This window comes from Acinetobacter sp. OYA S30 (assembly GCF_033599315.1).
GTDB classification, from domain to species: domain Bacteria; phylum Pseudomonadota; class Gammaproteobacteria; order Pseudomonadales; family Moraxellaceae; genus Acinetobacter; species Acinetobacter baumannii.
Map to the genome: position 1 here is coordinate 62,842 of NZ_JAWVAV010000005.1, position 24,814 is coordinate 87,655.

A 24,814-nucleotide genomic window follows, 5' to 3' on the forward strand; every position below is an offset into this window, starting at 1 on the left:
ACCTGTGTTGATCACAGGTTTTTTTATAAAAAAACTCAGCCAATAAAAAAACCGGTTATATAAATAACCGGTTTCTATAAATCAAACCCTAACGGGAATTATTTATAACGATCAACCATTTTCTCTAAAGAAATTGGACGAATCTTGTCAGCATTACCAGCTGTACCGAAAGCTTCATAACGATCGATACAAATTTGTTTCATTGAATCGACAGTTTTAGCGAAATACTTACGTGGGTCAAATTCAGCTGGGTTTTCCGCCATGAAACGACGAATTGCACCTGTTGAAGCTAAACGCAGGTCAGTATCGATATTGATTTTACGTACACCATGTTTAATCGCTTCTACAAGCTGTTCAACTGGTACACCATAAGTCTCACCAATATTACCACCAAACTCGTTAATTACTTTTAACCATTCTTGTGGTACAGAGCTTGAACCGTGCATTACAAGGTGAGTATTTGGCAATGCCGCATGAATTTCTTTAATACGGTCAATTGCTAAAATATCCCCTGTAGGTGGACGTGTAAATTTATAAGCACCGTGTGAAGTACCTACAGCAATTGCTAAAGCATCAACATTTGTATCAGCAACGAATTGTTTTGCTTCTTCAACAGAGGTTAAAAGCTGAGAATGGTCAAGTACACCTTCTGCACCCACACCGTCTTCTTCTCCAGCCATACCTGTTTCAAGGCTACCTAAGCAACCGATTTCACCTTCAACAGATACACCACAAGCATGAGCCATTGCTACCACTTGACGAGTTACATCTACGTTGTAATCGTAAGTTGTAGGAGTTTTACCATCAGCGCCTAATGAACCGTCCATCATCACTGAGCTAAAACCAAGTTGAATAGAACGTTGGCATACATCAGGGCTTGTACCATGGTCTTGGTGCATTACCACTGGAATGTGTGGCCATTCTTCAATTGCAGCCAAAATAAGATGGCGTAAGAATGGAGCGCCTGCATATTTGCGAGCTCCAGCAGATGCCTGAACAATTACAGGTGAATTGGTAGCATCTGCGGCAAGCATAATTGCACGCATTTGTTCTAAGTTATTTACGTTAAATGCTGGTACGCCGTAGTTATGTTCCGCAGCGTGATCCAAGAGCTGGCGCATTGAAATGAGTGCCATAATATCCTCCCAGGTAGTGCGGCTTATTCTACCTTGTCATTTATTTCAATTCAGCAACAAATCACAGTATTTCAAAAAAAATCCCTGCATTTGCAGGGAATTTTTAACAAAAAACAACAAATTAATGCGTTTCTGAAGCAGCAGTCTCGCTAGATGCACTACCTTCAACCACATCTGTATTCTTTTCATCTAAAACTGGCTTATCAAGCGCATCGATTGCAGCTTGTTGTTCAGGAGTTACTTTGTCAGCAACAGCTGTAGATGCCGCATCTTGGCCTGCTTGAGTCGCCTCTTCTTTTTTCGCACAAGCAGTCAACATCATTGGGACAATTAACAAAGCAGCAAAGGTAAGTTTTAAATTCATCACTATTTTCCACAATTGGTGATTTAGTACTCATTATATTATTTCAGGAATATGACAATTTAATGACTTATCAATGAAAAAGGGATTGATAACTCAATCCCTTCTTATTTCAATATAACAGTTTTTAAGCACGTTCAAGTAAAACGGCAACTGCTGGCAATGTTTTTCCTTCAACAAATTCAAGGAATGCACCACCACCTGTTGAAATATAACCAATTTGATCAGCTACATTATATTTATCGATCGCAGCTAAGGTATCACCACCACCAGCAATTGAGAATGCATCAGATTGTGCAACTGCAAGAGAAAGTGCTTTAGTACCTTCACCAAATTGATCAACTTCAAATACACCAACAGGACCATTCCAAAGAATCGTTTTTGAAGTTGTTAAAATATTTGCAAATGCTTTAGCTGTTTCAGGACCAACATCCAAAATCATATCATTTGCTGTTACATCTTCAACTTTCTTAATTACTGCTTGCGCTGCTGCCAAAGAACCTAAGAAATCTTCGAAGTTAATTTGTGAAGCATCAGCTACAACTACATCTGTAGGAAGTGGAACACTTACTTTAGCAGCAATTTGTTTTGCAGTTTCAACCAAGTCAGCTTCATATAAAGATTTACCAACATTGTAACCAGCAGCCGCCAAGAAAGTATTTGCAATACCACCGCCCACAATCAGTTGGTCACAAATACCAGATAATGAATTTAATACATCAAGTTTTGTTGAAACTTTAGAACCAGCGACAATTGCCACCATTGGTTTTTCAGGTGTTTGCATTGCACGGCCAAGTGCATCTAATTCAGCAGCCAATAATGGGCCTGCCGCTGCAACAGGTGCAAAACGTGCTACACCTTCTGTAGAAGCTTCTGCACGGTGAGCAGTACCAAAAGCATCCATTACAAACACATCACATAGAGCTGCATATTTTTGTGCAAGTTCAGGATTATTTTTCTTTTCACCCGGATTAAAACGAACATTTTCAAGCAAAACAACTTGTCCTGCTTCAACTTCAACACCATCTAAATAATCAGTAAATAATTTAACTTCTTGACCTAATGCTTCAGTTAAATATGCAGCCACTGGTGCAAGTGATTGTTCAGGCTTTGGCTCACCTTCCACAGGACGACCTAAATGTGAAAATACCATTACAGCAGCGCCTTTTTCTAAAGCAGCTTTTATTGTTGGAAGTGCGGCACGTAAACGAGCATCGCTGGTAATCACACCATTCTTAACAGGAACGTTTAAATCTTCACGAATAAGGACACGTTTACCTGCTAAATTAAGGTCAGTCATGCGCTGAAAATTCATGTAAAGCTCTCTTTATGATTTTAAAAACGCGCCAATTTTAAATGATTACATCAAAAAAGGTTAGTTTTTTTGCATAAAAGCTGTAGAAAGCCAAAGTTTTGATTATGATAGAGGTAGTAATCTAATATTTCATCCATTATGTCTATTCATCCAGATCCACAAATCAATCGTTTAAATGTTTTAGGTGAACCCTTAGCAAGCTGTTGTTTTGACCCTATTACTGGCTACTTCCGGAATGGTTTTTGCCATACAGCCGTAACAGATCTTGGTCAACATACGGTGTGCGCCCAAATGACTTCTGAGTTTTTAAATTTTTCACAAAAAGTCGGAAACGATCTGATCACTCCTCTACCTGAAGCAGGCTTCCCTGGCCTACAACCGGGAGACTTCTGGTGTATTTGTGTAACTCGTTGGGTAGAAGCTTATCAAGCTGGTCAAGCACCCCCTGTTAAACTTCATGCTTGTCATCAAGCTGTATTGAGCTATGTTCCATTAGATGTATTAATGGAATTTGCAGTGTAATGAAACAACCCAAAATTATTTTGGCATCAAGCAGTCAGACACGTAAAGATTTAATGAATCGTTTAGGAATCGAATATATCTGTATTAGTCCAGATATTGACGAGAGTCCTTGTGGTGAAATGCATGCCGATGATTTAGCAAAAAGACTGGCATTTACTAAAGCACAAGTAATTGCACAAAAAAAACGTGAAGCAATTGTAATTGGATCAGATCAGGTTGCATGGCGAGAGCATGCTCCTCATGATTTTATTGGCAAACCCTTAACAATTGAAAATGCCAAAGCTCAATTAGCAGCAAACTCTGGCCGAACAGTCTTTTTTAGTACTGCTTTAAGTGTGCAGTGCCTTGAAAAAAGTTTTGAACATACGCTTGTTGAGCATTATCAAGTTAAGTTTCGCAATTTAAGCGCGCCTGAAATCGAAAGATACGTCGACTTAGATCTGCCCTTACAATGCGCAGGAAGTTTTAAGTGTGAAAGTCTCGGCATTAGTTTATTTGAAAAAATGATAGGCCAAGACCAAACCACGCTGATGGGTTTACCCATGATTCAGCTTTGTCAGATTTTAAGACAACTCAATCTCCAAATTCCTTAATATTTATTAGCTTATTTATAGGTTATTTCCATGACAGAAGCTTTAACCGTTTTAGGCGGTATTACTGCTGAACAGTTTTTAACAGAGTATTGGCAGAAAAAACCATTACTTGTACGTAATGCTATGCCTGAAATTGTGGGTATGTTAGAGCCGAATGATGTAAAAGAACTCGCTTTAGAAGACCATGTAACTGCTCGTCTTATCCGTCAAAAAGATAAAAATCCAAATGAATGGCATGTAAAATCATCTCCCTTAACTAAAGGTGATTTTCAAAAACTACCAAAGTTATGGACACTTTTGGTTCAAGCAGTAGACCATTATTCATTTGATATAGCTGAATTGTGGAAGAAATTTCCTTTTATTCCGCAATGGCGCCGTGATGACATTATGGTCTCTTATGCCCCAAAAGGTGGTTCAGTAGGAAAACATTTTGACTTTTATGATGTTTTTCTTGTTCAAGGATATGGTCATCGTCGCTGGCAACTCGGCCAAATGTGTGATGCAAGCACTGAATTTGTACCTAATCAACCTTTAAAGTTGCTACCAGAAATAGATGTTCATTTTGATGAAGTATTAGCTCCTGGCGACTTATTATATGTTCCACCTGGATTATCACATTATGGCGTTGCCGAAGATGATTGTTTAACTTTCTCCTTTGGTTTCCGTATGCCTAATATTTCAGGCATGATCGATAGAATTAGCGATCAATTTGCTACTGATGAATTACTTCAAAATCCTGTTGTCGATATTACCCGTAAGAATCCTCCTCAAATTGGGGAAATAAACACGGAAGAGTTGGCTTATTTAAGAGATTTAGTGCTAGCTCAATTGAAAAATTCAACAGTACTTGATGCTGCCCTCATGTCGTACATGAGCGAGCCTAAATATCCAGACAATATTCCAGAACCAGATGAAATAGAGGTTGAAGACCTAAATGCTATTTTGTCAGATGGCTATGAGCTGCTACTCGAACCTGCTTCGCGTCTACTTTATACAGAACAAAATGGCGTTTTAAAGTTTTGGGGTAATGGAGAAGAATTACCGATTGTGGAATCTTTTGCCACCCAACTCAAATCGATTGCCGATGGGAAAAGCATTCCTTTCAATAGTGAGCTTAACAATACAGATATTTTAGAAAACATTGTTCAATTATTGAATAATTCAATTCTTATGTTGTTACCTCCTGCAGAGTAATACTAACTAAATATATAAAAAGGAGAAATTATAAAATTTCTCCTTTTTTCTTTTATAAATACATGTTTAAATATACCAATCTTTAAATCAAAGTTATAAAGGCCCACTTATAGTAAAAACCACCTTACCAAATCAAAGAATTAACTACTAAACATAGCTATTAAATTATAAAAAAATTAATGCTTAGCATTGAGTTTTGTTCTTTTATTATTTTTAAAAAACCTATTTTTTTCTATCAATAACAGTCAATACAATGTAAAATTTCGCGTTCGTGCTTTTTATTTGTACACTCGACCTTTAGGCTAATAGCAAAATATTTGTGTGAGGCTACTAAAATATGTCAAAAAAAGATGACATTATTACCACTGCTTTAAGACTTTTTAATTCATATAGTTATAATTCTATAGGGGTAGATCGTATCATCAGTGAATCTGGTGTAGCGAAAATGACATTTTATAAATACTTTCCTTCAAAAGAGAAACTTATTGAAGAGTGTTTATTATTAAGAAACTCACTTTTACAAAATACTCTTACTGCGGCAATCTCTAAAGAAGACGAAACCAACCCACTAGCTCGTATTAAAGCCATCTTTTTATGGTATTCAGATTGGTTTAATAGTGAAGACTTTAATGGGTGCATGTTCCAAAAAGCCTTAGAAGAAGTATTAAAACAATACCCGTCAACACATCAACCAGCAACTTTATACAAAATCTGGTTAACACAATTAATGCAAGATCTTCTTATTCAATATGAAATTGAAGAGTCTCGACCTTTGGCATTGCTTTTAGTCAATATTTTAGAGGGTATGACCATTCAAGCTCAAGTTGAGCATGGTTCAGTAAAAATTGATGACTATTGGAAGCGTGTAGAGAAACTCATTGAATTTGAAAAAATTGCACATTAAAAAATAAAGCGTGATATTATTCTTCTTATCTTGTTGAATCTTCTTCTTATTCATCACGCTGCGTCTGAAAGTCATTCTAGCTTAGAGTTTGACATTTTTTAAATTATCATCCCAAACTAGAATATACAGACCTGTCTGTACATGGTCGATTATAACTTTAGAAAATAAAAACACAATCTTTTTTTCTTGCCCTTTTATATATAAATCAGATTTAACTATTGATAGACAGAAAAATAGAATTTATTTTCTTTGACTTTGTTTCATTTATACTTAACAATTACGCTTCTCACACAAAGCAACACTTTTGACACAAAACAAATACAAATTCTTGTTTTACCTTAATAATGTTATATATTTATCAATTACACTTATAAACCTTTTCAACAAAAACAATTGGATTGATTAGTTTTGCTACATTCATTTTCTTAAGATCAATCTATACTATGCCGGCCATATTGATATAGGTATAAAGTATGAAAGATGGACTCCAAATTGAAGAAATGAAAAATGCGGCGGATTCAGTCGTAGGAACATTAAAATCTTTAGCTAACACTGACCGTTTATTAATTTTATGTCACTTAGCCCATGAGGAGTTAAATGTCTCTCAAATTGAAGAGAAAACACAAATCACCCAACCCACCCTTTCACAACAATTGATGATGCTACGTAAAAGTGATGTCGTTTCAACACGTCGTGATGGCAAGCAAATCTTCTATTCGATCAAGGATGATAAGATGCATTCAATTTTAAATATGCTTTACCAGTTATACTGCATAGAATAACTGCTCTAAACTTATAAAATTATAATAATATTAATGTATTCCTGAAATATGCGATTTTTCAACTTGGTAGCTGGTAATTATCCGAGCAAAGAGGATTGAAAATTCGCGTAGTTTTTCTAGCATTCCAATCTATTAAAAAAACAAAAATAACCTCTCCTATTTCTTTTTATATCTTTTCTCCCTCTTCACTAATTTTTATGGCAAATAATAAGAACTTAAGCGTTACTGGCTGTAATATAAGCAAAACATCAGATACCAAACTTTAACCAATCAATTTTCTTTATTTAAAAACAAATACTTAATATTACCAAATCTTATAAAACTGATGACTTGATATAAAAAAGCTTAAGATTCACATCACTTACGTATAAAATACTCAGCTTGTTCAACCTTTAGCCATGAATAGGTTAATAAGGCCTTTATATGCTTGAATTCTTTTCTCGATTAAGCTTAGTCACTAAAATTATTATCGCCATTATTTTAGGGATAGGCGTCGCACTATTATTTCCAACCGTTACGCCGTACTTAAGCTTGTTTGGTGAACTATTTATTAAAGCATTAAAATCGGTTGCTCCTATTTTAGTCTTTGTACTGGTTCTCTCATCTATTGCCAACTTCCAAGTCGGTCATAGTGCAAATTTACGCCCAGTATTACTACTCTATGTAGTAGGTATGTTATTAGCTGCTTTTAGTGCTGTGATCGCTAGCTTATCTTTTCCTAGCACCCTTTATCTCAACACTGTTTCTCATAATAATTTGCAAGCGCCTGGTAGTCTCGCTGATATATTAAAAAATCTGCTTTTAAGTTTTATTGCAAACCCTGTTCAAGCAATCAGTGAAGCGAACTTTATTGGTATTCTTGCGTGGGCAATTGGTCTCGGCTTAGCAATGCGCCATAGCTCGGATACGACCAAACAAGTAATGCAGGATGTTTCACATGCTGTAAGCGCTATTATTCATAAAGTCATTGCGTTTGCACCTGTTGGTATTTTCGGTCTAGTTGCAGTAACTTTTGCAGATGCTGGACTAGCAACACTTGAAAGTTATGCACAATTACTTGCTGTTCTATTAGGAACAATGCTGTTTGTTGCTCTAGTGATTAACCCAATTCTGGTAGGTTTAACAATTCGCGGTAATCCCTACCCATTAGTATTTAAATGCTTAAAAGAAAGTGGTATCACAGCGTTCTTTACACGCAGCTCAGCAGCTAATATTCCTGTAAACCTTGATTTAGCTGAACGTTTAGGCGTAAATCCTTCAACTGCGAGCGTTTCAATTCCTTTAGGTGCTACTGTTAACATGGCTGGTGCAGCAGTTACGATTACTGTACTTACTTTAGCAACTGTGCATACGTTAGGAATTCATGTTGATTTGGCAACAATGATTATTTTATCTGTTGTAGCTACAATATCAGCATGTGGTGCATCTGGTGTTGCAGGTGGTTCCCTACTTCTAATTCCAGTCGCATGTAGCTTATTTGGTATTTCATCAGAAATTGCAATGCAAGTTGTTGCAGTGGGTATGATTATTAGTGTATTACAAGATTCAACAGAAACGGCGCTTAACTCATCTACCGATGTTTTATTTACAGCCGCAGTTGATATTCGCTCAAGACAAAACTCATAGAGAACATGCCATTTCAAAGTTTACCAAACTGGTTCCAACTTGGCGCCTTCTTACTGGCAATAAATGCCGGAATGATTAATGTATTAGGGCTTATCACCCTTTTACATCAATCGGTGTCGCATATGACTGGTAATGTCAGTATGCTAGCCATGAGTTTGGTAAACTGGCAGTTTGAACACATCATATATTTAGTACTAGTTATATTATGTTATGTATGTGGATCATTTTACAGTGGTTTTATTCTAGGCAATAGCCATTTCAAATTAGGCCGCCGGTATGGCCTTCCTTTAAGTCTAGTTTCACTATTTATTTTTCTCTGTTGGTTACTGCTGCCTTATTTTCCAAAATATGGACTATTATGGGCTTGTGTCGCCATGGGGCTACAAAATGCAATGGTAAGTCACTATAAAGGAACCATTATTAGGACTACTCACTTATCGGGTGTCTTAACAGATCTTGGGCTTGCACTTGGTTATATAGCACGAGGTTTAAAAGTAGAGAATCGCCGCATTATTTTGCATCTACTTATTTTTATAGGTTTTCTATCTGGCGGTATAATTGCTGCTTTAGTTCACCCTTATTTAAAATTGCAATCATTTTTGCTTCCAGCAATTTTAAGCTTAACTCTCAGTATTTCATATTGGGCAGTTTATTTTCATAGTTCTTCCTCTTCAAATTCGGATTAAGTCATGGTTAAAAATGCCTTACAAGCTCAGTTACTCAAAGCTGGTTTAGTTGACAATAAAAAAGCGAAAAAACTTACCAAACAAGCTCAGCATGAGCAGCGTACTGGTCAAAGCAATGAAGCAGAAATTAAAGCTAATATTGAAAAAGCTCAAAAAGAGAAACAAGCAAAAGATCAAGCTTTGAATCTAGAAAAGCAGCAGCAACTCGAAGAAAAAGCATTAAAGGCTTCAATCATTCAAATGATCAAGCAACACAAAATTGTAGATTTTGCTGGAGATGTGGCTTATCAATTTATTGACGAGAATAAGATTAAAAAGGTTTACCTATCTCAGCAAGTTTATAATGCACTTGTTACAGGCAGTTTAGTGATTGCTAAAGATCAAGATCAATATGCTTACCTTCCAAAAGCTTTAGCTGAAAAAATTGATCAAAAAATGAAAGGATTTATTTTGATCAATAATGCTGAGAAAAATGAACAAACTACTGATGAAGAAGATCCATATGCAGCATATGTAATTCCGGATGACTTAATGTGGTAACTGTTATGAGCCTTTATCAATATTCGGATAAAGGCTCATACTGCTTAAAATAAATATTAATATTTTATCATTTATTAAAAAAATTTATAAAAATTACATTCAAGCCAAATTCATTCACCACTTCATCTATTATTATCGATATAATGAATAAAACATTTTTTGTCTTTACGATGCCTTTTAGGCTTCTTCCCGATTCCAAATTTATGTCTTGACTAAATCATGTCAGTTTTAGCCAAAGATATACAACATAAACTTTGACGTGTATCCACACACCCAACAGATCAATACCTTAATTAAGTTTGATCTAACTGACTTTATTGCAAATTAAATTGCGAAATTTTACTAAAGTAGCTGATGTATAAAGGTAGTCATTCATGCTGAAGTGGTTTGAAAAACTTGTAGATCCTTATCCAACCAAAGGTTTGGATGAGCCCTTACCAACACGCTTTTTCCCATTTGTTTGGCAAGCTACTGAAGGTATACGTCCATATTTATTGCTACTTATTATATGTACAGCTGGTGCAGCTAGCTTTGAAGCCCTGCTCTTTTCAAAAATTGGGCAACTTGTAGATTGGCTTAGTAATAGTCAGCCTGAAAGTTTCTTAAGCCAACATGCGTCAAACATTCTTATTCTCATTAGCGTGTTATTTGCCAATATTTTATTTGTTAATATTCAATCTATTATAAAACATCAAATTTTATATAGTACTTTTCCAATGCGCTTGCGTTGGCGCTTCCATAACCTTTTATTGAAACAAAGCCTAGACTTTTTCCATAATGATTTTGCTGGTCGACTTTCTGCAAAGGTCATGCAAACAGCTTTAGCAGTCCGTGAATTCTGGATTATTTTAGGCGACATGTTGGCTTACGTCAGCATTTACTTTATTACCGTAAGTATTGTTCTTGGTGCAATCTCACCCACATTACTTATTCCACTTATGGTTTGGTTAGGGTTATTTTTATTAAGCGCATGGTTCTTTATTCCACGTTTAAGCAAAGTATCACAACAACAAGCCGATGCACGCGCTGTAATGACAGGCCGTGTAACTGACGCCTACACTAATATTCAAACTGTAAAACTCTTTGCGCATGCTGGGCGTGAAAGCCAATATGCAAAAGCATCAATGAAAGAGTTTATGACCACAGTCTATGCGCAAATGCGTCTAGGCACTCTTTTTGAAGTTAGCATTAATTTACTGTCTGCTGTTTTATTTGTTGGGGTAATTGGTACCGCAGTTTGGTTATGGACTCAAGGTTTAGCAGCGTTAGGCGTAATTGCTGCTACTACTGCCATGATTTTAAAACTTAATAGCATGGCTGAGTTTATGATGTGGCATATGTCAGCATTATTTGAAAATGTTGGTACCATTCAAGATGGCATGCAAACACTTGGTAAGAAAATCAATATTCAAGACAAGCCAGATGCAAAACCACTTGCAGTCACACAAGGTGAGATTGTATTTAAAGATGTGACCTTTGCTTATAACAATAAAAATGTCATCGATCACTTTAATCTACACATTAAAGCAGGTGAAAAGATTGGTATCGTTGGCCGTTCAGGTGCAGGTAAATCTACCCTCATCCAATTACTTTTACACTTTTACCATCTTAAAGAAGGTGCAATTTTAATTGATGGGCAGAATATTGAAGATGTTACACAAGATAGTTTGAGAGCAAATATTGCTTTAGTTACTCAAGACACTTCTCTACTACATCGTTCAGTTGCCGAAAATATTAAATATGGCCGTCCAGATGCAACTGATCAAGATATGCAAAGTGCCGTGCATAAGGCAAAAGCAGCTGAATTTATTCCTCAACTTGTCGACTTAAAAGGACGTTCAGGTTATGAAGCACAAGTGGGTGAACGTGGTGTCAAACTGTCAGGTGGTCAAAGACAACGTATCGCTATTGCGCGTGTTTTCTTAAAAGATGCACCAATTTTAATCTTAGATGAAGCAACTAGTGCTTTAGACTCAGAAGTTGAAGCAGCTATTCAGTCTAGTTTAAATGACCTGATGGTAGATAAAACAGTTATTGCAATTGCTCACCGTTTGTCTACCATTGCTCAAATGGACCGTTTAATTGTTCTTGATGAAGGTAAAATTGCAGAGCAAGGTACTCATGAAGAATTAATTGCTAAAAATGGTATATATGCACAATTATGGAAACGTCAAACGGGCGGTTTTCTTATTGAGCAAAAAGTAGTACAGGGTCAAGATTAATGCTTTATTTAGAAGATTTAAAAATTGGTGATCGTTTTATCAGTCGTGAGTATGAAATTACACTTGATGAAATTAAACAATTTGCAAGCCACTATGACCCTCAACCTTTCCATACAGATGAAGAGTTAGCCAAAGAAGATCCAATCTTTAAAGGTATTGCCGCTAGCGGGTGGCATACTTCGGCAATTACTATGCGCTTATGGACTGAATGCATGCCGATTCATGGTGGACTAGTAGGCTCAGAATCTAGTCTACGTTGGCCACGCCCTACTCGGCCTGGTGACCGTATTCATGTTGAAGCTGAAATTTCCGCCATTACGTCATCCAAAACAAAATTGGATCGTGGTATTGTAAGCTACGTTACGCAAGCCTTAAATCAGCATGGGGATGTTTTACTTATTTCAACGACAAAAATCGTTGTCTTTAAAAAGAATGTTTAATGAATCGTTGATATGATTGTCTAACAGTTTTTATAAACTCAAATTATATTTCATGACAAGATGTGTAAGAAATGCACGTAGAAAATTGATGAGAGCAACGGAACACATATGAAAATTACCTCAGCTCGTCAAGATCAAGGTATTCCAGGAGTCTATGGCTTATTGCTATTAGATGTAGTTTCACGTTGGGGATACAACGATGAAACATTATTTGCTCCTTTTCATCTTACTAGTGAGCAATTAGCCGATCCTGAATATCGTATTTCAACACCCGTAGCAAATGAGCTGGTTAAACATGCCTTAAATCTTACCGGTGAAAGTACACTGGGTTACCACATTGGCACTCAAATGCGTATTTCCATTCACGGATTTATTGGCTACGCGATAATGACAGCCAAAGATATTACAGAAGCGATTGCTCTCGCTGCCCGTTTTATCCAATTACGCTTACCTTTTTTACAATTATATTTTTCTACTTTCGGACCAAAAGCCACATTACAATTGCAATGTGATATTGAGTTAGAGCCTCTTCGTACTGAGATCGTTTTAGGTTTAACTATTGGTATTATGACCATGGCTAAAGCGATTACGGGTATTGAAGATTTAGCGGGCGATGTTGATTTAGACTTTCCAGAACCGGAAGGTTTTGATAAGTATAGAAGCAAGCTAAGCAGCACCATCCGCTTTAACCAGCCTCATCTAATCTCTAGCTTTGACAAAAAATATTTAGGTTTTAAGTTAGTTAATGCCGATCCAATCGCAAGTCAAATCGCTATTAACCAATGTGAAGCGGAACTATCTGCTTTAGGCGAACGCCGCCGTCTAGCCATGCGTGTACGTGATATTTTAAGTAATTCTGAACAACATTACTTAAGCATAGAAAATGTAGCAGAATATTTACATATGTCAGATCGTACCTTAAAGCGACAATTGGCAGCCGAAGGTACTTCATTTTCTACTTTAGTAGATGAAGTTCGATATCGTCATGCGACCTCTCTGCTTTCGCGTACAGATTATAGTCTTGAACAAATTGCAGATGAACTTGGTTACTCGGATGTCGCAAATTTCAGTCGCGCTTTTAAACGCTGGAGCGGTCGCAGTCCGAGCAACTGGCGCAAAGACCCCTATTTATAATGTTATTAAAATATTGGACACAAGCTTAAGGAGTTGTCATGAACCATCCTTCAGAATTGAAGTATGCACGTACACATGAGTGGGTAAAAATTGAAGGAGATCTTGTTATTACAGGGATTACCGACCATGCACAAGATGAGCTTGGAGATTTGGTCTATGTTGAAACTCCTGAAGTGGGTAGCCAAGTAACAGCTGGCGAACAAGCCGGAGTTGTTGAATCAGTTAAAACTGCTTCTGATATTCATGCCCCTGTCTCTGGTACAGTAGTAGAAGTTAATACTGATCTTGAAGATGATCCGGATTTTGTAAATGAAGATCCATATGGCAAAGGCTGGATCTATAAAATCAAACCAGACAATATTGCAGATGTTGAAAAACTTTTAACAAATGCAGAGTATGAAGCTGGTCTATAATATAGATATAGTTTTTAATAAAAAAACCAGTTTAGATTTAACTGGTTTTTTTATATATGTATAGATCAGATTTAAAAACCAAATTCATGAATGGATCATTCATATGACAAAACTTGTGGTATTTTCCGGCGCCGGTATGAGTGCAGAAAGTGGAATTAGTACTTTCCGCGATAGTAATGGTCTCTGGGAAAATTATGATATACAACAAGTTGCCACTCCCGAAGCGTGGGAAAGAAATCCAGCTTTAGTTCAACGCTTTTACAACGAACGTCGTAAAAATATTTTAGAAGCCCAGCCGAACGAAGCTCATCAATATATTGCTAAACTACAAGACCATTATGATGTACAAGTCATTACACAAAATATTGATGATCTACATGAGCGTGCTGGAAGCCAAAATGTCTTACATCTACATGGCAATATTCGACTAGCGAAAAGTTCTGGGCCAGATGCACAATATACAACTCAATTTTATGAAGTTAATGGTTGGAAGCTCGATTTAGAACAGGACTTTTGTCCAAATGGTTACCCGCTTCGACCTCATGTCGTTTGGTTTGGTGAAGCTGTACCTGCTTATGAAGAAGCAATTCGTTTAGTACAAAGTGCTGATATTTTTATTGTAATCGGGTCAACATTAAGCGTATATCCAGTTGCCGCCTTGGTCCATGAGATTCCTCATTATTCCAAAGCGTATTATATAGATCCCCAAGCAGATCATTCTCGTGTTCCACCTCAATATAAATTATTAAATATGACGGCTACAGAAGGTATGCACGAGTTATTTAATCAATTGACGAGTTAATATTCCTCTTTTGATATTCTTTTTTTCTTATTAAAACCATTTTTTTCGCGTAAAATTGATGAGAAATTATTCATCTAAATAATAATTTTTCTTAAAAGACATCCTGTCATTATTATTTTTGTAACTAAAAAACTGAATTTAACTCTTAGATTTTTTAAATTATTAGTTTTTTAATAAGTTTTGATATTATTTTAAATTCATAATTAATTGATTTTATTAAACTAAATTTAATATGTAATCAAAGTTACACTTGTTTACATAAAGATACATAAAATACATCACAAAGATAACAGAGCAAAAAAATTCTTTTATGGTTGAATCTCAACCTCTTGAAATGCCGTACAAGAAAACAGCGACCTGGATTAGGTTACAATCACGGATTATGGATATAAGGACACACATCCATTATGAGTTATTTTGATCCCACCCTCATCATGTTTATGGTGTACATCGTAGCAATGGTACTTATCGGCTTATTTGCCTACCGTGCTACAAGCGACTTCTCTGATTATATTCTTGGTGGTCGTAGTTTAGGCAGTTTCGTTACTGCATTATCCGCAGGCGCATCGGACATGAGTGGTTGGTTACTCATGGGCTTACCAGGAGCGATTTATCTTTCTGGTTTATCTGAAGCGTGGATTGCAATTGGTCTAATTATCGGTGCTTGGCTTAACTGGTTACTGGTTGCTGGTCGATTACGCGTTCATACTGAAATCCAAAATAATGCACTCACTCTACCAGACTATTTTACAAGTCGATTTGATGACCAGAAAAAGATACTTCGTATTTTCTCTGCCGTTATTATCTTGGTTTTCTTCGCTATTTACTGTGCTTCAGGCATGGTAGCTGGTGCCCGTTTATTTGAAAATTTATTCGGTATGTCATATACCACCGCAATCTGGTTAAGTGCTATTGCAACAATCAGTTATGTTTGTATTGGTGGTTTCTTAGCAATTAGCTGGACTGATACTTTCCAAGCGGGCTTAATGATTTTTGCCCTCTTGCTCACTCCAATAGTGACTTACCTCGCAATTGGTGATACAACTCAGTTTGTGACACTTATTGAAACTGCTCGTCCACATGCATTTAACATCATTTCTGATTTAAGTGTGGTGGCCGTTTTATCTTCCATGGCTTGGGGGTTAGGCTATTTTGGTCAACCGCATATCCTTGTACGTTTCATGGCTGCCGACTCTGTAAAATCAATTCCTGCTGCTCGCCGTATCGGTATGACCTGGATGATTTTATGTTTAGTCGGTGCTGTCGGTGCGGGTTTCTTTGGTATTGCTTACTTCCAGCAACACCCTGAACTTGCAGGTGTAGTAAGCAAAAACCCTGAAACTGTATTTATGGAATTGACTAAAATTTTATTCAATCCATGGATTGTCGGTATCATTCTAGCTGCTATTTTAGCTGCGGTTATGAGTACATTAAGCTGTCAGCTTTTGGTATGTTCAAGTGCACTAACTGAAGATTTGTACAAAGGCTTCATTCGTAAAAATGCATCTCAAAAAGAGCTTGTATGGGTTGGGCGTATCATGGTTCTTGCAATTGCCGTTCTAGCAATTGTGCTTGCGGGTAACCCTGACAGTAAAGTTCTTGGCCTTGTTGCTTATGCTTGGGCTGGTTTTGGTGCTGCATTTGGACCACTCATCATCTTGTCATTGTTCTGGAAACGTATGACTTTAGAAGGTGCTTTAGCAGGTATGATCGTAGGTGCTGTTGTTGTGATCGGTTGGAAAAACCTTTTCGCAAGCACTGGTGTTTACGAAATTATTCCAGGCTTTATCTGTGCATTTATCAGCATCATCGTAGTAAGCTTGATCAGCAAAGCGCCAAACTCTGATGTGACTGGTCGCTTTGAGCAAGCAGATAAACTCTATAAAGAAAGTACATAACTCATTGAAATAAATAAAGGGGCTTCGGCCCCTTATTTATTTTTAGTTTTGATTTTAATTTTTGAACTATCTTTCACAACTTGCATCACGGGATAACTACGAGTCTCTTTTACACCGGGTAATTGCCATAGCACTTGCCCTGCGATACGTCGAAACTCCTCCATACTTCCACTGCGTAATTTAATTAAAAAATCAAATCCCCCACTAACCATATGGCATTCAACGATTTCTGGATAATGCACGACTGCGTCAATAAACTCATCTAAAACATTAGGTGTGGTTTTATCAAGTAAGACTTCGACAAAAACCAAAAAATTTGCATTTAACTTAACCGGATTTAATTTAGCTTCATAACCTAAGATGAATTCATCTTTGGTGAGCTTCTGTACTCGTGCCATAACTGCTGTTGGAGACAAATTGACGAGTTCAGCTAATCTGCTGTTGGAAATACGCCCATCTGTTTGAAGAATATCCAAAATTTTTAAATCGGTGCGATCAAGGCTTAATAATGGGCCATTCATCTGAATTTTCCTCTAAAAAATGGGCAAAATATAGTGAGTTATTCGGTGTTTCTTCTGTAATGATAAATTATCTAAACCTCTCTACTCAAGATGAGTTTACGAGAGCTGGTTGGCGGAAATAGATATGAACACAATGGATACTTTTCATCAAATGGATAAATCTCACCAAGGCTATATCACCGAATTCAACGATAAAAGTGAGTTTGAACAACGCATTAATACAGCTTGGCGACGTGCCGAACCTGAAGCTGTAGAAGAGCTATTACAAGCTGCTGCGGTATCTGATGATTTAGATCATAAAATTTATGACCTTGCATTTAACCTTGCCCATAATTTACGTGAACGTAAGACCTCTTCAGGTAAAGCAGGTATTGTTCAAGGATTATTACAAGAATTCTCTCTTTCTTCACAAGAAGGCGTGGCTTTGATGTGTCTTGCTGAAGCTTTGCTTCGTATTCCAGACACAGCAACACGTGATTTGCTCATTCGCGATAAAATCAATCAAGGTAACTGGAAAGAACATGTTGGCCAAAGCAGCTTAATGTTTGTGAATGCTGCTGCATGGGGTCTCATGTTAACTGGTAAGCTTATGGAAACACCAAAGCAAACCAGTCTTTCAAGTGTACTTACTGGCCTTTTAGCACGTAGTGGCCGTGGCATTATCCGTAAAGCAGTTGACGTTGCAATGCGTATGATGGGTGAACAGTTTGTGACTGGTGAAACCATCGAAGAAGCTGTCGACCACGCAAAAGTACTTGAGGATAAAGGTTTCCGCTATTCTTATGACATGTTAGGTGAAGCTGCTTTAACCGACCATGACGCTGAACGCTACTTTAATGATTACACACAAGCCATTCATGCAATTGGTAAAGCGTCTAATGGTAAAGGCGTATATGATGGCCCAGGTATCTCAATTAAGCTTTCTGCTTTGCATCCACGTTACCAACGTGCGCAAATTGAACGTGTTCACAAAGAACTCTACGGCAAAGTATTTGAGCTCGCTCGTTTAGCTAAACAGTACAATATTGGTTTAAATATCGATGCAGAAGAATCAGAGCGTTTAGAAATTTCTCTTGAGTTACTTGAGCGTCTTTGTTTTGAGCCAGAACTTGCTAACTGGAAAGGCATTGGTTTCGTAATTCAAGCTTATCAAAAACGCTGCTTCTTTGTGGTTGATTATATTATTGACCTTGCTAAGCGTAGCCAAAAGCGTCTGATGATCCGTCTTGTAAAAGGCGCATATTGGGATAGCGAAATTAAGAAAGCACAAATCGAAGGTATGGATGACTACCCTGTCTTTACACGTAAAGTTCATACTGACTTGTCTTATATCGCTTGTGCTAAAAAATTACTTGCAGCACCAGAATTTATTTATCCGCAATTTGCGACGCATAATGCTCAAACTTTAGCAACGATCTATCATTTAGCAGACCCAAGCAAATATTACGCTGGTCAATATGAGTTCCAATGCTTACATGGTATGGGCGAGCCGCTTTATGAACAAGTTGTTGGTCCACGTGAGCAAAATAAATTAGGCGTGCCATGCCGTATTTATGCTCCGGTTGGTAACCACGAAACATTGTTAGCTTATTTAGTCCGTCGTTTACTTGAAAATGGCGCGAATACTTCATTTGTTAACCGTATTGCCGATAAAACACTTAAAGTTGAAGATCTTATCCAGTCTCCAATTTATGATATTCGTAATGCAGCTAAGCTTGAAGGTTCAGTTGGTTTAAAACATCCATCAATTCCACTACCTTTAGATATGTACGGAACGCTTCGTAAAAACTCTAAAGGTTATGACTTAGCAAATGACATCCCACTTGCAGCTTTAGATAGCACAGCTCAAGAATTACGTAATCGTATTTGGCAAAGCCATCCGTTGTTGGCTAATACTGATTCTTTAGAACAAGGTCATTCTGTTGCAATTACAAACCCAGCACAAAATGATGAAATTGTTGGTTATGTACAAGAAGCTGATCTTAAGCATGTCGAAATCGCTCTTACTGCAGCTGAACAAACCCAATCAGAATGGTCAAATACGCCTAAGGATCAACGCGCTCAATACTTAAAACGCGCAGCTGACCTAATGGAAAGCCGTATTCAAGAGTTGATGGTATTACTTTGCCGTGAAAGTGGTAAAACTTATGCCAATGCGATTGCAGAAGTTCGTGAGGCTGTAGATTTCCTACGTTACTATGCAACCCAAGTTGAAAATCTTCCTGCAAATACAGTTATTCAGCCTTTAGGTACTGTACTTTGCATTAGCCCATGGAACTTCCCTCTTGCAATTTTCTCAGGTCAAATTGCTGCGGCATTAGTCAGTGGTAACTGTGTTATTGCTAAACCAGCTGAACAAACTCCATTGATCGCAGCCCAAGCAGTTCAGATTTTATGGGAAGCTGGTATTCCACATGGTGCTGTACAGCTACTTCCTGGCCGCGGTGAAACAGTAGGTGCTCAGCTCAGCCAAGATAGCCGTATCGATGGCATTATGTTTACTGGCTCGACTGAAGTTGCAAAAATTTTACAGAAGACCGTTGCAAAACGTTTATCTGAAAATGGTCAATCTATTCCACTCATTGCAGAGACTGGCGGTCAAAATGCAATGATTGTTGACTCATCTGCTTTAACTGAACAAGTTGTATTAGATGTTGTAAGTTCTGCTTTTGATAGCGCAGGTCAACGCTGCTCTGCTTTACGTATTTTATGTGTACAAGAAGACAGTGCTGCAACCGTTATTAAAATGCTTAAAGGTGCAATGCAACAGTTGATCGTAGGTAACCCTGCAATTTTAAAAACTGACATTGGTCCTGTTATTGATGACGAAGCAAAACAGACGATTGACCAGCACATCCAGAAAATGAAATCGAAGGGTTATCCGGTACATCAATTGATGTTTGGTGCAACAAGCCAAACAGAATTAGATAAAGGAACTTTTGTTGTGCCAACAGCAATTGAACTTCCTAATCTTGATGACTTACAACGTGAAGTTTTTGGTCCGGTTTTACACATCATTACCTATAAGTATGGTGAACTTGAGCAACTCATCTCAAGAATTAATGCGAAAGGTTATGGTTTAACCATGGGTCTGCATACCCGTATTGATGAAACCATCCAAACCGTAATTCAACATGCTGAAGTGGGTAACCTTTATATCAACCGTAATATTGTTGGTGCTGTTGTTGGCGTACAACCATTCGGTGGTGAAGGTTTATCTGGTACAGGCCCTAAAGCGGGTGGCCCTCTTTACATGTATCGCTTAATGCAGCATTGTTCTAACAAAGTATTAGCAACTCCATTTGCGGTAAAAAATGAGCAAACCGTTTTTGAAGGCTTTAACCGTGAGGTTTATCAAAGCTTACAAAACTGGGCAAAACAACATTTACCACAAGCAAACCGTGAAATTGAACCTTTTGGTGTTGGTAAGTTTTATGAGTTACAAGGCCCTACTGGGGAAAGTAACCAATATATTATTTTGCCGCGTCATCGTGTTCTTTCAATTGCTGATACAGAACAAGATCAATTGCATCAGTTACTTGCAATCTTTGCAGTTGGCAGCCAAGCTGCTGTAATGCCAAATAGTCCATTATTGGCAAAACATAAACAAACGTTGCCAAAAGATGTACTTGATGCGATTACTACCATTAAAAACATCACTACAGATGATTTTGATGCAGTTTTACATCACGGCAACCGTGAAGAGATCTTCTCATTACAGCAAGAAATTGCTAGCCGTTCTGGCGCAATTGTTGGTATTACTCATGTTGAACCAAATGAGTCGATTCCACTTGAACGTTTGGTAATTGAACGTGCAATTAGCGTAAATACAGCTGCGGCTGGCGGTAATGCAAGCTTAATGACAATGTCTGAATAATTAAGTAATTTTCTAAAAAGCCCAAATTACGATATTTGGGCTTTTTTGTTTAATAAAATAATCTATTCTTAAATATATAAATTTTATCAATTTGAGTTTTTAATAATGATTTTTTTTGAACCAGAACAATACCAAAAAAAATGCACTCAGCTTTTTAACTTATACCGAAAACAAATTTCCGCTCTGCTACCATCTGCCCAAATTGAGCATATAGGTTCATCTGCAATACCTAATGCATTCTCAAAAGGTGATTTAGACATTTATATTGAGGTTCTACCCGATCAATTTGAGTTTGCAATAGAACAGTTAAAAACGCTTAATTTTATAGAAAAGCAAAATACATTAAGAACAAATGAGCTTTGCATGCTCGAGTCACTCAACAACGATGATGTTGCCTTTCAAGTTGTAGTAACTGGTTCAATATTCACATTTTTCTTAACCTTTAGAGATAAGCTTATAGCTTCTCCAACATTAATTAATGAATATAATCAATTAAAGTTAGAGTCCACTCACTTAGATCATGACCAATATAGAGCAGTAAAATCTAATTTTATTGAACGCGTTTTAAGTCACTCCTAGTGTAAGTATTTTTTCTTTATGAATAACTAACTAAAATTGGCTCCTTTAAGCTCAATTTTTTGGTACCATTCACCATTTGATTCTGTCTAAATTTTCTTTGTCTATGACTTCTTCTTATCGTCAACAACTTCAAGCTAAAATTGATCGCATTACTACTCAATTTTCTGAATTTACACCGCCTACATTAGAAGTGTTTGAATCACCTGAACAACATTTCCGTATGCGTGCTGAATTTCGCATCTGGCATACAGAAAATGATATGTTTTATGCCATGTTTGAACGTAATGACGATGGCAAGCAAAAAACCGTTGTACGCATAGATGAGTTTCCTATTGCAGATAAAAGCATTAATGACTTAATGCCGCTTCTTTTAGCAGAACTTAAAGCCAACTCTTTACTTTCTCAGCGTTTATTTGAAGTTGATTTTCTCGCAACTCTAAGCGGAGAAATGTTAGTTACTTTGATTTATCACCGCAAGCTTAATCAGGAATGGGAACAAGCAGCTAAAGCACTTGCTGAAAAGTTAAATATTAAAATTATGGGTCGTAGCCGCGGCCAGAAAATTGTTATTGGCGATGACTTTGTTGTAGAAGAATTTGAACTTTTAAACCGTTCATTTAAATACAAACAAATCGAAAGTAGCTTTACGCAGCCTAATGCACAAGTTTGCAAAAAAATGCTGCAATGGGCATGTGATGCAGCTGAAGGATCAAAAAAACACCTGTTAGAACTTTATTGTGGTAATGGTAATTTCACACTTCCACTCTCTTTAAAATTTGAAAGAGTGCTTGCAACTGAACTTGCAAAATCATCAGTTTATGCAGCTCAATGGAACATTGAACAAAACCAAATCAATAATATTCAAGTAGCTCGCCTATCGGCTGAAGAGTTCACTCAAGCCTATCAAGGTGAACGTGAATTCCGCCGTCTACAAGAAGCAGATATTGATATTCAAAGCTACGACTTCGATACGGTATTCGTTGATCCTCCACGCGCAGGAATTGACGATGAAACTTTAAAACTATTGCAGGGCTTTGAACGTATTATCTACATTTCATGCAATCCCGACACTTTATATGAAAATTTAAAAACGCTCACTCAAACTCATCGCGTTACTAAGTTTGCTTTATTTGATCAGTTCCCTTATACGCATCATGTAGAGTCTGGTGTCTTACTTGAGAAGATTTAAACAAAATTTTTCAATGTAACCCTATTTTATAAGGAGATAAAATATCTCCTTATTTTTCAAGGTCTTTTAATTAAGTATTTAAATTTTAAAAAAATATCAAGTCATCTATTCGTCATAATTTCGTTTAACTCGACCATTACTATCGAAAATTCTCTAGTTCAACTGGTGGATTTATCACATATAGAGTCTTGTATTTTAATTTATATTGGCTATATTTCGAGCTATGTTAGGTTGTATATGAAGGCTCTATGAGTTTTTGGCAAAAGCTGTTCTTGGCAGATCAACAGCATAACGAGCATAAAAACCAAACTGCTTGTGTTGAAAATGACTGCTCATGTAAAACTAATGAACAACTTCTAAGTGCGCTTGCGCAAGCGACTGATGAAGATGTCATTAAGGGAATCAAGAAAGTTCTTATTTCCCGTGGTTATAGCCGAAAAGAGTTAAATGAACTCACTCAAAAACCATCTATTCATTAATTAAAAAGCCAGTCTTGTACTGGCTTTTTTATATTTTACTTGGGTCTACAATCTGCCTGATCCACCCATCCAATAATAGGCCCCATATTAAATCTTTTATCATTTCGATTATTCTTGTGCAAATATAAACTAGAGATAGAACCGTCAAGGTATAGAGCTTGCTCGACTTCAAGATTTTTTTGGAAGAACTGAGCAAAACTATAGAAATTCACTCTATTTTTAGATATCACAAAATACAATTTATTATTTTTTATACCTACCCCATTACGTATTTTCTTTGAATCACTATTTGCTAGGAATAAGGGATTTATTTTGCCATTAATCACTAACATAGGGCCGGACTGCGTAGCATAATCGGGTTGAAAAACTTTTGCTTTATATTGTTCAGTTGTCAATATAACGGCTTGTTTGTCATTCCATGCTAAAACTCCATTAGGCTGCAAAAAGAAGTTTCCCCAGCCTTTATCTTCATTTAAAGGTTGGTTCTCTCGTCCGTTTTCAATATATAGTCCTACTGGAGAAAAACCGGAATGGAACATGCCTCCATTCATCGCAAAAGTAAGCTGTTCACATGCTTTAAGTTGATATTGAATATTGTCGAAACTTTTATAATATTGATGAGTTTGCGGATTTTTCAAAAATAAGCGTAATTGTTCTAAATTAGAAATTTCAATTACCTCAAACTGATCATCAGTAGTATTTCTAATCTGCCGATACTCTAGTGCTAAAGCGGATTGTGTAAAGATTATGAAGTTCACGATACACAGTACTAGTATTTTCATTAATGCCAAACCTTAGATGTCATTTTATTTTCATAAAGACACTTTATTAACTAAAAAATGTTTGAAGTGATATATACCCGAAAGTCGCTTATTCCACCTAATCAATACACTAGAACACAACTATATTCGTTATAATAGTCACAGCTTTGTATAAAAGTGATTAAACTTTATTGGATCAGCGTGAATATGCAACAAACAAATAAACGCTACCCTTTAGGGGCTCATCTTATTGTAAAACATCTCGGCTATAGCCATCATGGTATCTATGCTGGGAGAGGTCGAGTTATTCATTATTCAGGCCTCGCACATTTCATCAAAAAACGGCCCATTGAAATCACTTCCCTAGATGCCTTTTCTCATGGCAAAAAAATTCATGTACGTTCTTATGATGCACCACGCTACAGAGGAAAAGTTGTTGTACGACGTATGCGTTCACGTATGCATGAAAACCATTATCATTTGATTATTAATAATTGTGAGCATTTATGCAGTTGGGCGATTACTGGTATAGAAAGTAGTACTCAAGTTGAGCGAATGATGCATCGTTTAACCACCATTGGTTACGTGAGCTCAATCATGAGCTATATGAATGGCATGATGCTAACCGTAGCAACCACCTGCTTTGCTCTTGTTCTTTATATAAAAAAGAAATTACGTGATCAGGCAAAAATGAATATTCCGACTTATCAATTTCTAAGAGAAAAAGCCGAAAAAAGAAATATAGACCCAACCTCACCTTTAGTCTTTATAGAACCAGATAAAAAAGAAACTATCTAATTAAAAAAGTCCTCAAGTTGAGGACTTTTTTAGAAAACTTAC

General features: G+C 36.8%; 24 protein-coding genes. 19 read left to right on the forward strand and 5 right to left on the reverse strand.

The window, feature by feature from the left end:
• Positions 1-98: 98 nt before the first annotated feature.
• The 3 genes from fba to R5R67_RS04105 all read right to left on the reverse strand — a co-directional run bounded on the left by fba (position 99) and on the right by R5R67_RS04105 (position 2,812).
• On the reverse strand, positions 99-1,136 hold the full coding sequence (gene fba / locus R5R67_RS04095; protein WP_001174011.1) for a class II fructose-bisphosphate aldolase: 1,038 nt from the start codon (positions 1,134-1,136) through the stop codon (positions 99-101).
• Positions 1,137-1,257: 121 nt separating this feature from the next.
• A complete protein-coding gene (locus R5R67_RS04100) occupies positions 1,258-1,500 on the reverse strand; it encodes a hypothetical protein (protein ID WP_001049824.1) in 243 nt (80 codons plus the stop codon).
• A 124-nt stretch (positions 1,501-1,624) separates the two neighbouring features.
• Entirely contained in the window at positions 1,625-2,812 is a 1,188-nt protein-coding gene (locus tag R5R67_RS04105; RefSeq protein ID WP_001011093.1) for a phosphoglycerate kinase, read from the reverse strand.
• Positions 2,813-2,950: 138 nt separating this feature from the next.
• Here R5R67_RS04105 and R5R67_RS04110 point away from each other — a divergent pair, with 138 nt between their 5' ends.
• From R5R67_RS04110 to putP, 14 genes are all read left to right on the forward strand, one after another.
• The gene (locus R5R67_RS04110) at positions 2,951-3,334 is read left to right on the forward strand and encodes a DUF2237 family protein (RefSeq protein WP_000022187.1); all 384 of its coding nucleotides are present in this window, start codon (positions 2,951-2,953) and stop codon (positions 3,332-3,334) included.
• Positions 3,334-3,927 (forward strand): Maf family protein, encoded by a 594-nt coding sequence (locus tag R5R67_RS04115; RefSeq protein ID WP_000812865.1) that lies wholly within the window; start codon positions 3,334-3,336, stop codon positions 3,925-3,927. Before R5R67_RS04110 ends, R5R67_RS04115 begins: the two co-directional genes overlap by 1 nt.
• 30 nt (positions 3,928-3,957) lie before the next feature.
• Complete coding sequence (locus R5R67_RS04120; RefSeq protein ID WP_000133514.1) at positions 3,958-5,121, forward strand: cupin domain-containing protein; 1,164 nt, start codon at positions 3,958-3,960, stop codon at positions 5,119-5,121.
• Between the two features lie 337 nt (positions 5,122-5,458).
• Positions 5,459-6,025: a TetR/AcrR family transcriptional regulator gene (locus R5R67_RS04125; protein WP_000037063.1), complete on the forward strand. Its 567-nt coding sequence runs from the start codon at positions 5,459-5,461 to the stop codon at positions 6,023-6,025.
• Between the two features lie 473 nt (positions 6,026-6,498).
• Positions 6,499-6,807 (forward strand): ArsR/SmtB family transcription factor, encoded by a 309-nt coding sequence (locus tag R5R67_RS04130; protein ID WP_000651464.1) that lies wholly within the window; start codon positions 6,499-6,501, stop codon positions 6,805-6,807.
• Between the two features lie 423 nt (positions 6,808-7,230).
• Positions 7,231-8,433: a serine/threonine transporter SstT gene (sstT, locus tag R5R67_RS04135; RefSeq protein ID WP_000889007.1), complete on the forward strand. Its 1,203-nt coding sequence runs from the start codon at positions 7,231-7,233 to the stop codon at positions 8,431-8,433.
• Positions 8,434-8,438: 5 nt separating this feature from the next.
• Positions 8,439-9,119 carry a YoaK family protein gene (locus R5R67_RS04140; protein ID WP_001116532.1) on the forward strand — a complete coding sequence of 227 codons (681 nt, stop codon included), beginning with the start codon at positions 8,439-8,441 and terminating at the stop codon, positions 9,117-9,119.
• A gap of 3 nt (positions 9,120-9,122) precedes the next feature.
• A complete protein-coding gene (locus tag R5R67_RS04145) occupies positions 9,123-9,659 on the forward strand; it encodes a DUF2058 domain-containing protein (protein ID WP_000240310.1) in 537 nt (178 codons plus the stop codon).
• 374 nt (positions 9,660-10,033) lie between these two features.
• A complete protein-coding gene (locus R5R67_RS04150; RefSeq protein WP_000922235.1) occupies positions 10,034-11,881 on the forward strand; it encodes an ABC transporter ATP-binding protein in 1,848 nt (615 codons plus the stop codon).
• Positions 11,881-12,321 (forward strand): MaoC family dehydratase, encoded by a 441-nt coding sequence (locus R5R67_RS04155; RefSeq protein ID WP_318754759.1) that lies wholly within the window; start codon positions 11,881-11,883, stop codon positions 12,319-12,321. Before R5R67_RS04150 ends, R5R67_RS04155 begins: the two co-directional genes overlap by 1 nt.
• 108 nt (positions 12,322-12,429) lie before the next feature.
• A complete protein-coding gene (locus R5R67_RS04160; RefSeq protein WP_000705524.1) occupies positions 12,430-13,455 on the forward strand; it encodes an AraC family transcriptional regulator in 1,026 nt (341 codons plus the stop codon).
• 38 nt (positions 13,456-13,493) lie between these two features.
• Positions 13,494-13,868 (forward strand): glycine cleavage system protein GcvH, encoded by a 375-nt coding sequence (gcvH, locus tag R5R67_RS04165; RefSeq protein ID WP_001016343.1) that lies wholly within the window; start codon positions 13,494-13,496, stop codon positions 13,866-13,868.
• A gap of 94 nt (positions 13,869-13,962) precedes the next feature.
• Positions 13,963-14,670: an SIR2 family NAD-dependent protein deacylase gene (locus R5R67_RS04170; RefSeq protein ID WP_085943454.1), complete on the forward strand. Its 708-nt coding sequence runs from the start codon at positions 13,963-13,965 to the stop codon at positions 14,668-14,670.
• A 407-nt stretch (positions 14,671-15,077) separates the two neighbouring features.
• Positions 15,078-16,568 (forward strand): sodium/proline symporter PutP, encoded by a 1,491-nt coding sequence (putP, locus tag R5R67_RS04175; protein ID WP_000119795.1) that lies wholly within the window; start codon positions 15,078-15,080, stop codon positions 16,566-16,568.
• A 32-nt stretch (positions 16,569-16,600) separates the two neighbouring features.
• On the opposite strand, the gene R5R67_RS04180 is transcribed toward putP, so the two are convergent.
• Positions 16,601-17,089 carry an Lrp/AsnC ligand binding domain-containing protein gene (locus tag R5R67_RS04180; protein ID WP_001014235.1) on the reverse strand — a complete coding sequence of 163 codons (489 nt, stop codon included), beginning with the start codon at positions 17,087-17,089 and terminating at the stop codon, positions 16,601-16,603.
• Between the two features lie 124 nt (positions 17,090-17,213).
• Here R5R67_RS04180 and putA point away from each other — a divergent pair, with 124 nt between their 5' ends.
• From putA to R5R67_RS04200, 4 genes are all read left to right on the forward strand, one after another.
• Positions 17,214-20,966, forward strand: a complete 3,753-nt coding sequence (gene putA, locus R5R67_RS04185; RefSeq protein WP_002041032.1) for a trifunctional transcriptional regulator/proline dehydrogenase/L-glutamate gamma-semialdehyde dehydrogenase — start codon at positions 17,214-17,216, stop codon at positions 20,964-20,966.
• Positions 20,967-21,071: 105 nt separating this feature from the next.
• Positions 21,072-21,545, forward strand: a complete 474-nt coding sequence (locus R5R67_RS04190; RefSeq protein WP_000575814.1) for a GrpB family protein — start codon at positions 21,072-21,074, stop codon at positions 21,543-21,545.
• Between the two features lie 103 nt (positions 21,546-21,648).
• Positions 21,649-22,734 carry a tRNA (uridine(54)-C5)-methyltransferase TrmA gene (gene trmA, locus R5R67_RS04195; RefSeq protein ID WP_000204684.1) on the forward strand — a complete coding sequence of 362 codons (1,086 nt, stop codon included), beginning with the start codon at positions 21,649-21,651 and terminating at the stop codon, positions 22,732-22,734.
• Between the two features lie 248 nt (positions 22,735-22,982).
• Positions 22,983-23,213, forward strand: a complete 231-nt coding sequence (locus R5R67_RS04200) for a hypothetical protein (protein WP_000011679.1) — start codon at positions 22,983-22,985, stop codon at positions 23,211-23,213.
• 35 nt (positions 23,214-23,248) lie between these two features.
• On the opposite strand, the gene R5R67_RS04205 is transcribed toward R5R67_RS04200, so the two are convergent.
• Positions 23,249-23,995 carry a phosphodiester glycosidase family protein gene (locus tag R5R67_RS04205; protein ID WP_000699319.1) on the reverse strand — a complete coding sequence of 249 codons (747 nt, stop codon included), beginning with the start codon at positions 23,993-23,995 and terminating at the stop codon, positions 23,249-23,251.
• A gap of 186 nt (positions 23,996-24,181) precedes the next feature.
• Here R5R67_RS04205 and R5R67_RS04210 point away from each other — a divergent pair, with 186 nt between their 5' ends.
• Positions 24,182-24,772: a lecithin retinol acyltransferase family protein gene (locus tag R5R67_RS04210; protein ID WP_001187976.1), complete on the forward strand. Its 591-nt coding sequence runs from the start codon at positions 24,182-24,184 to the stop codon at positions 24,770-24,772.
• The last annotated feature ends 42 nt before the right edge of the window (positions 24,773-24,814 follow it).

Bases quoted from the DNA above. Each gene is read 5' to 3' on its own strand.
- fba (WP_001174011.1), bottom strand. From the start codon at position 1,136: ATGGCACTCATTTCAATGCGCCAGCTCTTGGATCACGCTGCGGAACAT.
- R5R67_RS04100 (WP_001049824.1), bottom strand. From the start codon at position 1,500: ATGAATTTAAAACTTACCTTTGCTGCTTTGTTAATTGTCCCAATGATG.
- R5R67_RS04105 (WP_001011093.1), bottom strand. From the start codon at position 2,812: ATGAATTTTCAGCGCATGACTGACCTTAATTTAGCAGGTAAACGTGTC.
- R5R67_RS04110 (WP_000022187.1), top strand. From the start codon at position 2,951: ATGTCTATTCATCCAGATCCACAAATCAATCGTTTAAATGTTTTAGGT.
- R5R67_RS04115 (WP_000812865.1), top strand. From the start codon at position 3,334: ATGAAACAACCCAAAATTATTTTGGCATCAAGCAGTCAGACACGTAAA.
- R5R67_RS04120 (WP_000133514.1), top strand. From the start codon at position 3,958: ATGACAGAAGCTTTAACCGTTTTAGGCGGTATTACTGCTGAACAGTTT.
- R5R67_RS04125 (WP_000037063.1), top strand. From the start codon at position 5,459: ATGTCAAAAAAAGATGACATTATTACCACTGCTTTAAGACTTTTTAAT.
- R5R67_RS04130 (WP_000651464.1), top strand. From the start codon at position 6,499: ATGAAAGATGGACTCCAAATTGAAGAAATGAAAAATGCGGCGGATTCA.
- sstT (WP_000889007.1), top strand. From the start codon at position 7,231: ATGCTTGAATTCTTTTCTCGATTAAGCTTAGTCACTAAAATTATTATC.
- R5R67_RS04140 (WP_001116532.1), top strand. From the start codon at position 8,439: ATGCCATTTCAAAGTTTACCAAACTGGTTCCAACTTGGCGCCTTCTTA.
- R5R67_RS04145 (WP_000240310.1), top strand. From the start codon at position 9,123: ATGGTTAAAAATGCCTTACAAGCTCAGTTACTCAAAGCTGGTTTAGTT.
- R5R67_RS04150 (WP_000922235.1), top strand. From the start codon at position 10,034: ATGCTGAAGTGGTTTGAAAAACTTGTAGATCCTTATCCAACCAAAGGT.
- R5R67_RS04155 (WP_318754759.1), top strand. From the start codon at position 11,881: ATGCTTTATTTAGAAGATTTAAAAATTGGTGATCGTTTTATCAGTCGT.
- R5R67_RS04160 (WP_000705524.1), top strand. From the start codon at position 12,430: ATGAAAATTACCTCAGCTCGTCAAGATCAAGGTATTCCAGGAGTCTAT.
- gcvH (WP_001016343.1), top strand. From the start codon at position 13,494: ATGAACCATCCTTCAGAATTGAAGTATGCACGTACACATGAGTGGGTA.
- putP (WP_000119795.1), top strand. From the start codon at position 15,078: ATGAGTTATTTTGATCCCACCCTCATCATGTTTATGGTGTACATCGTA.
- R5R67_RS04180 (WP_001014235.1), bottom strand. From the start codon at position 17,089: ATGAATGGCCCATTATTAAGCCTTGATCGCACCGATTTAAAAATTTTG.
- putA (WP_002041032.1), top strand. From the start codon at position 17,214: ATGAACACAATGGATACTTTTCATCAAATGGATAAATCTCACCAAGGC.
- R5R67_RS04190 (WP_000575814.1), top strand. From the start codon at position 21,072: ATGATTTTTTTTGAACCAGAACAATACCAAAAAAAATGCACTCAGCTT.
- trmA (WP_000204684.1), top strand. From the start codon at position 21,649: ATGACTTCTTCTTATCGTCAACAACTTCAAGCTAAAATTGATCGCATT.
- R5R67_RS04200 (WP_000011679.1), top strand. From the start codon at position 22,983: ATGAGTTTTTGGCAAAAGCTGTTCTTGGCAGATCAACAGCATAACGAG.
- R5R67_RS04205 (WP_000699319.1), bottom strand. From the start codon at position 23,995: ATGAAAATACTAGTACTGTGTATCGTGAACTTCATAATCTTTACACAA.
- R5R67_RS04210 (WP_001187976.1), top strand. From the start codon at position 24,182: ATGCAACAAACAAATAAACGCTACCCTTTAGGGGCTCATCTTATTGTA.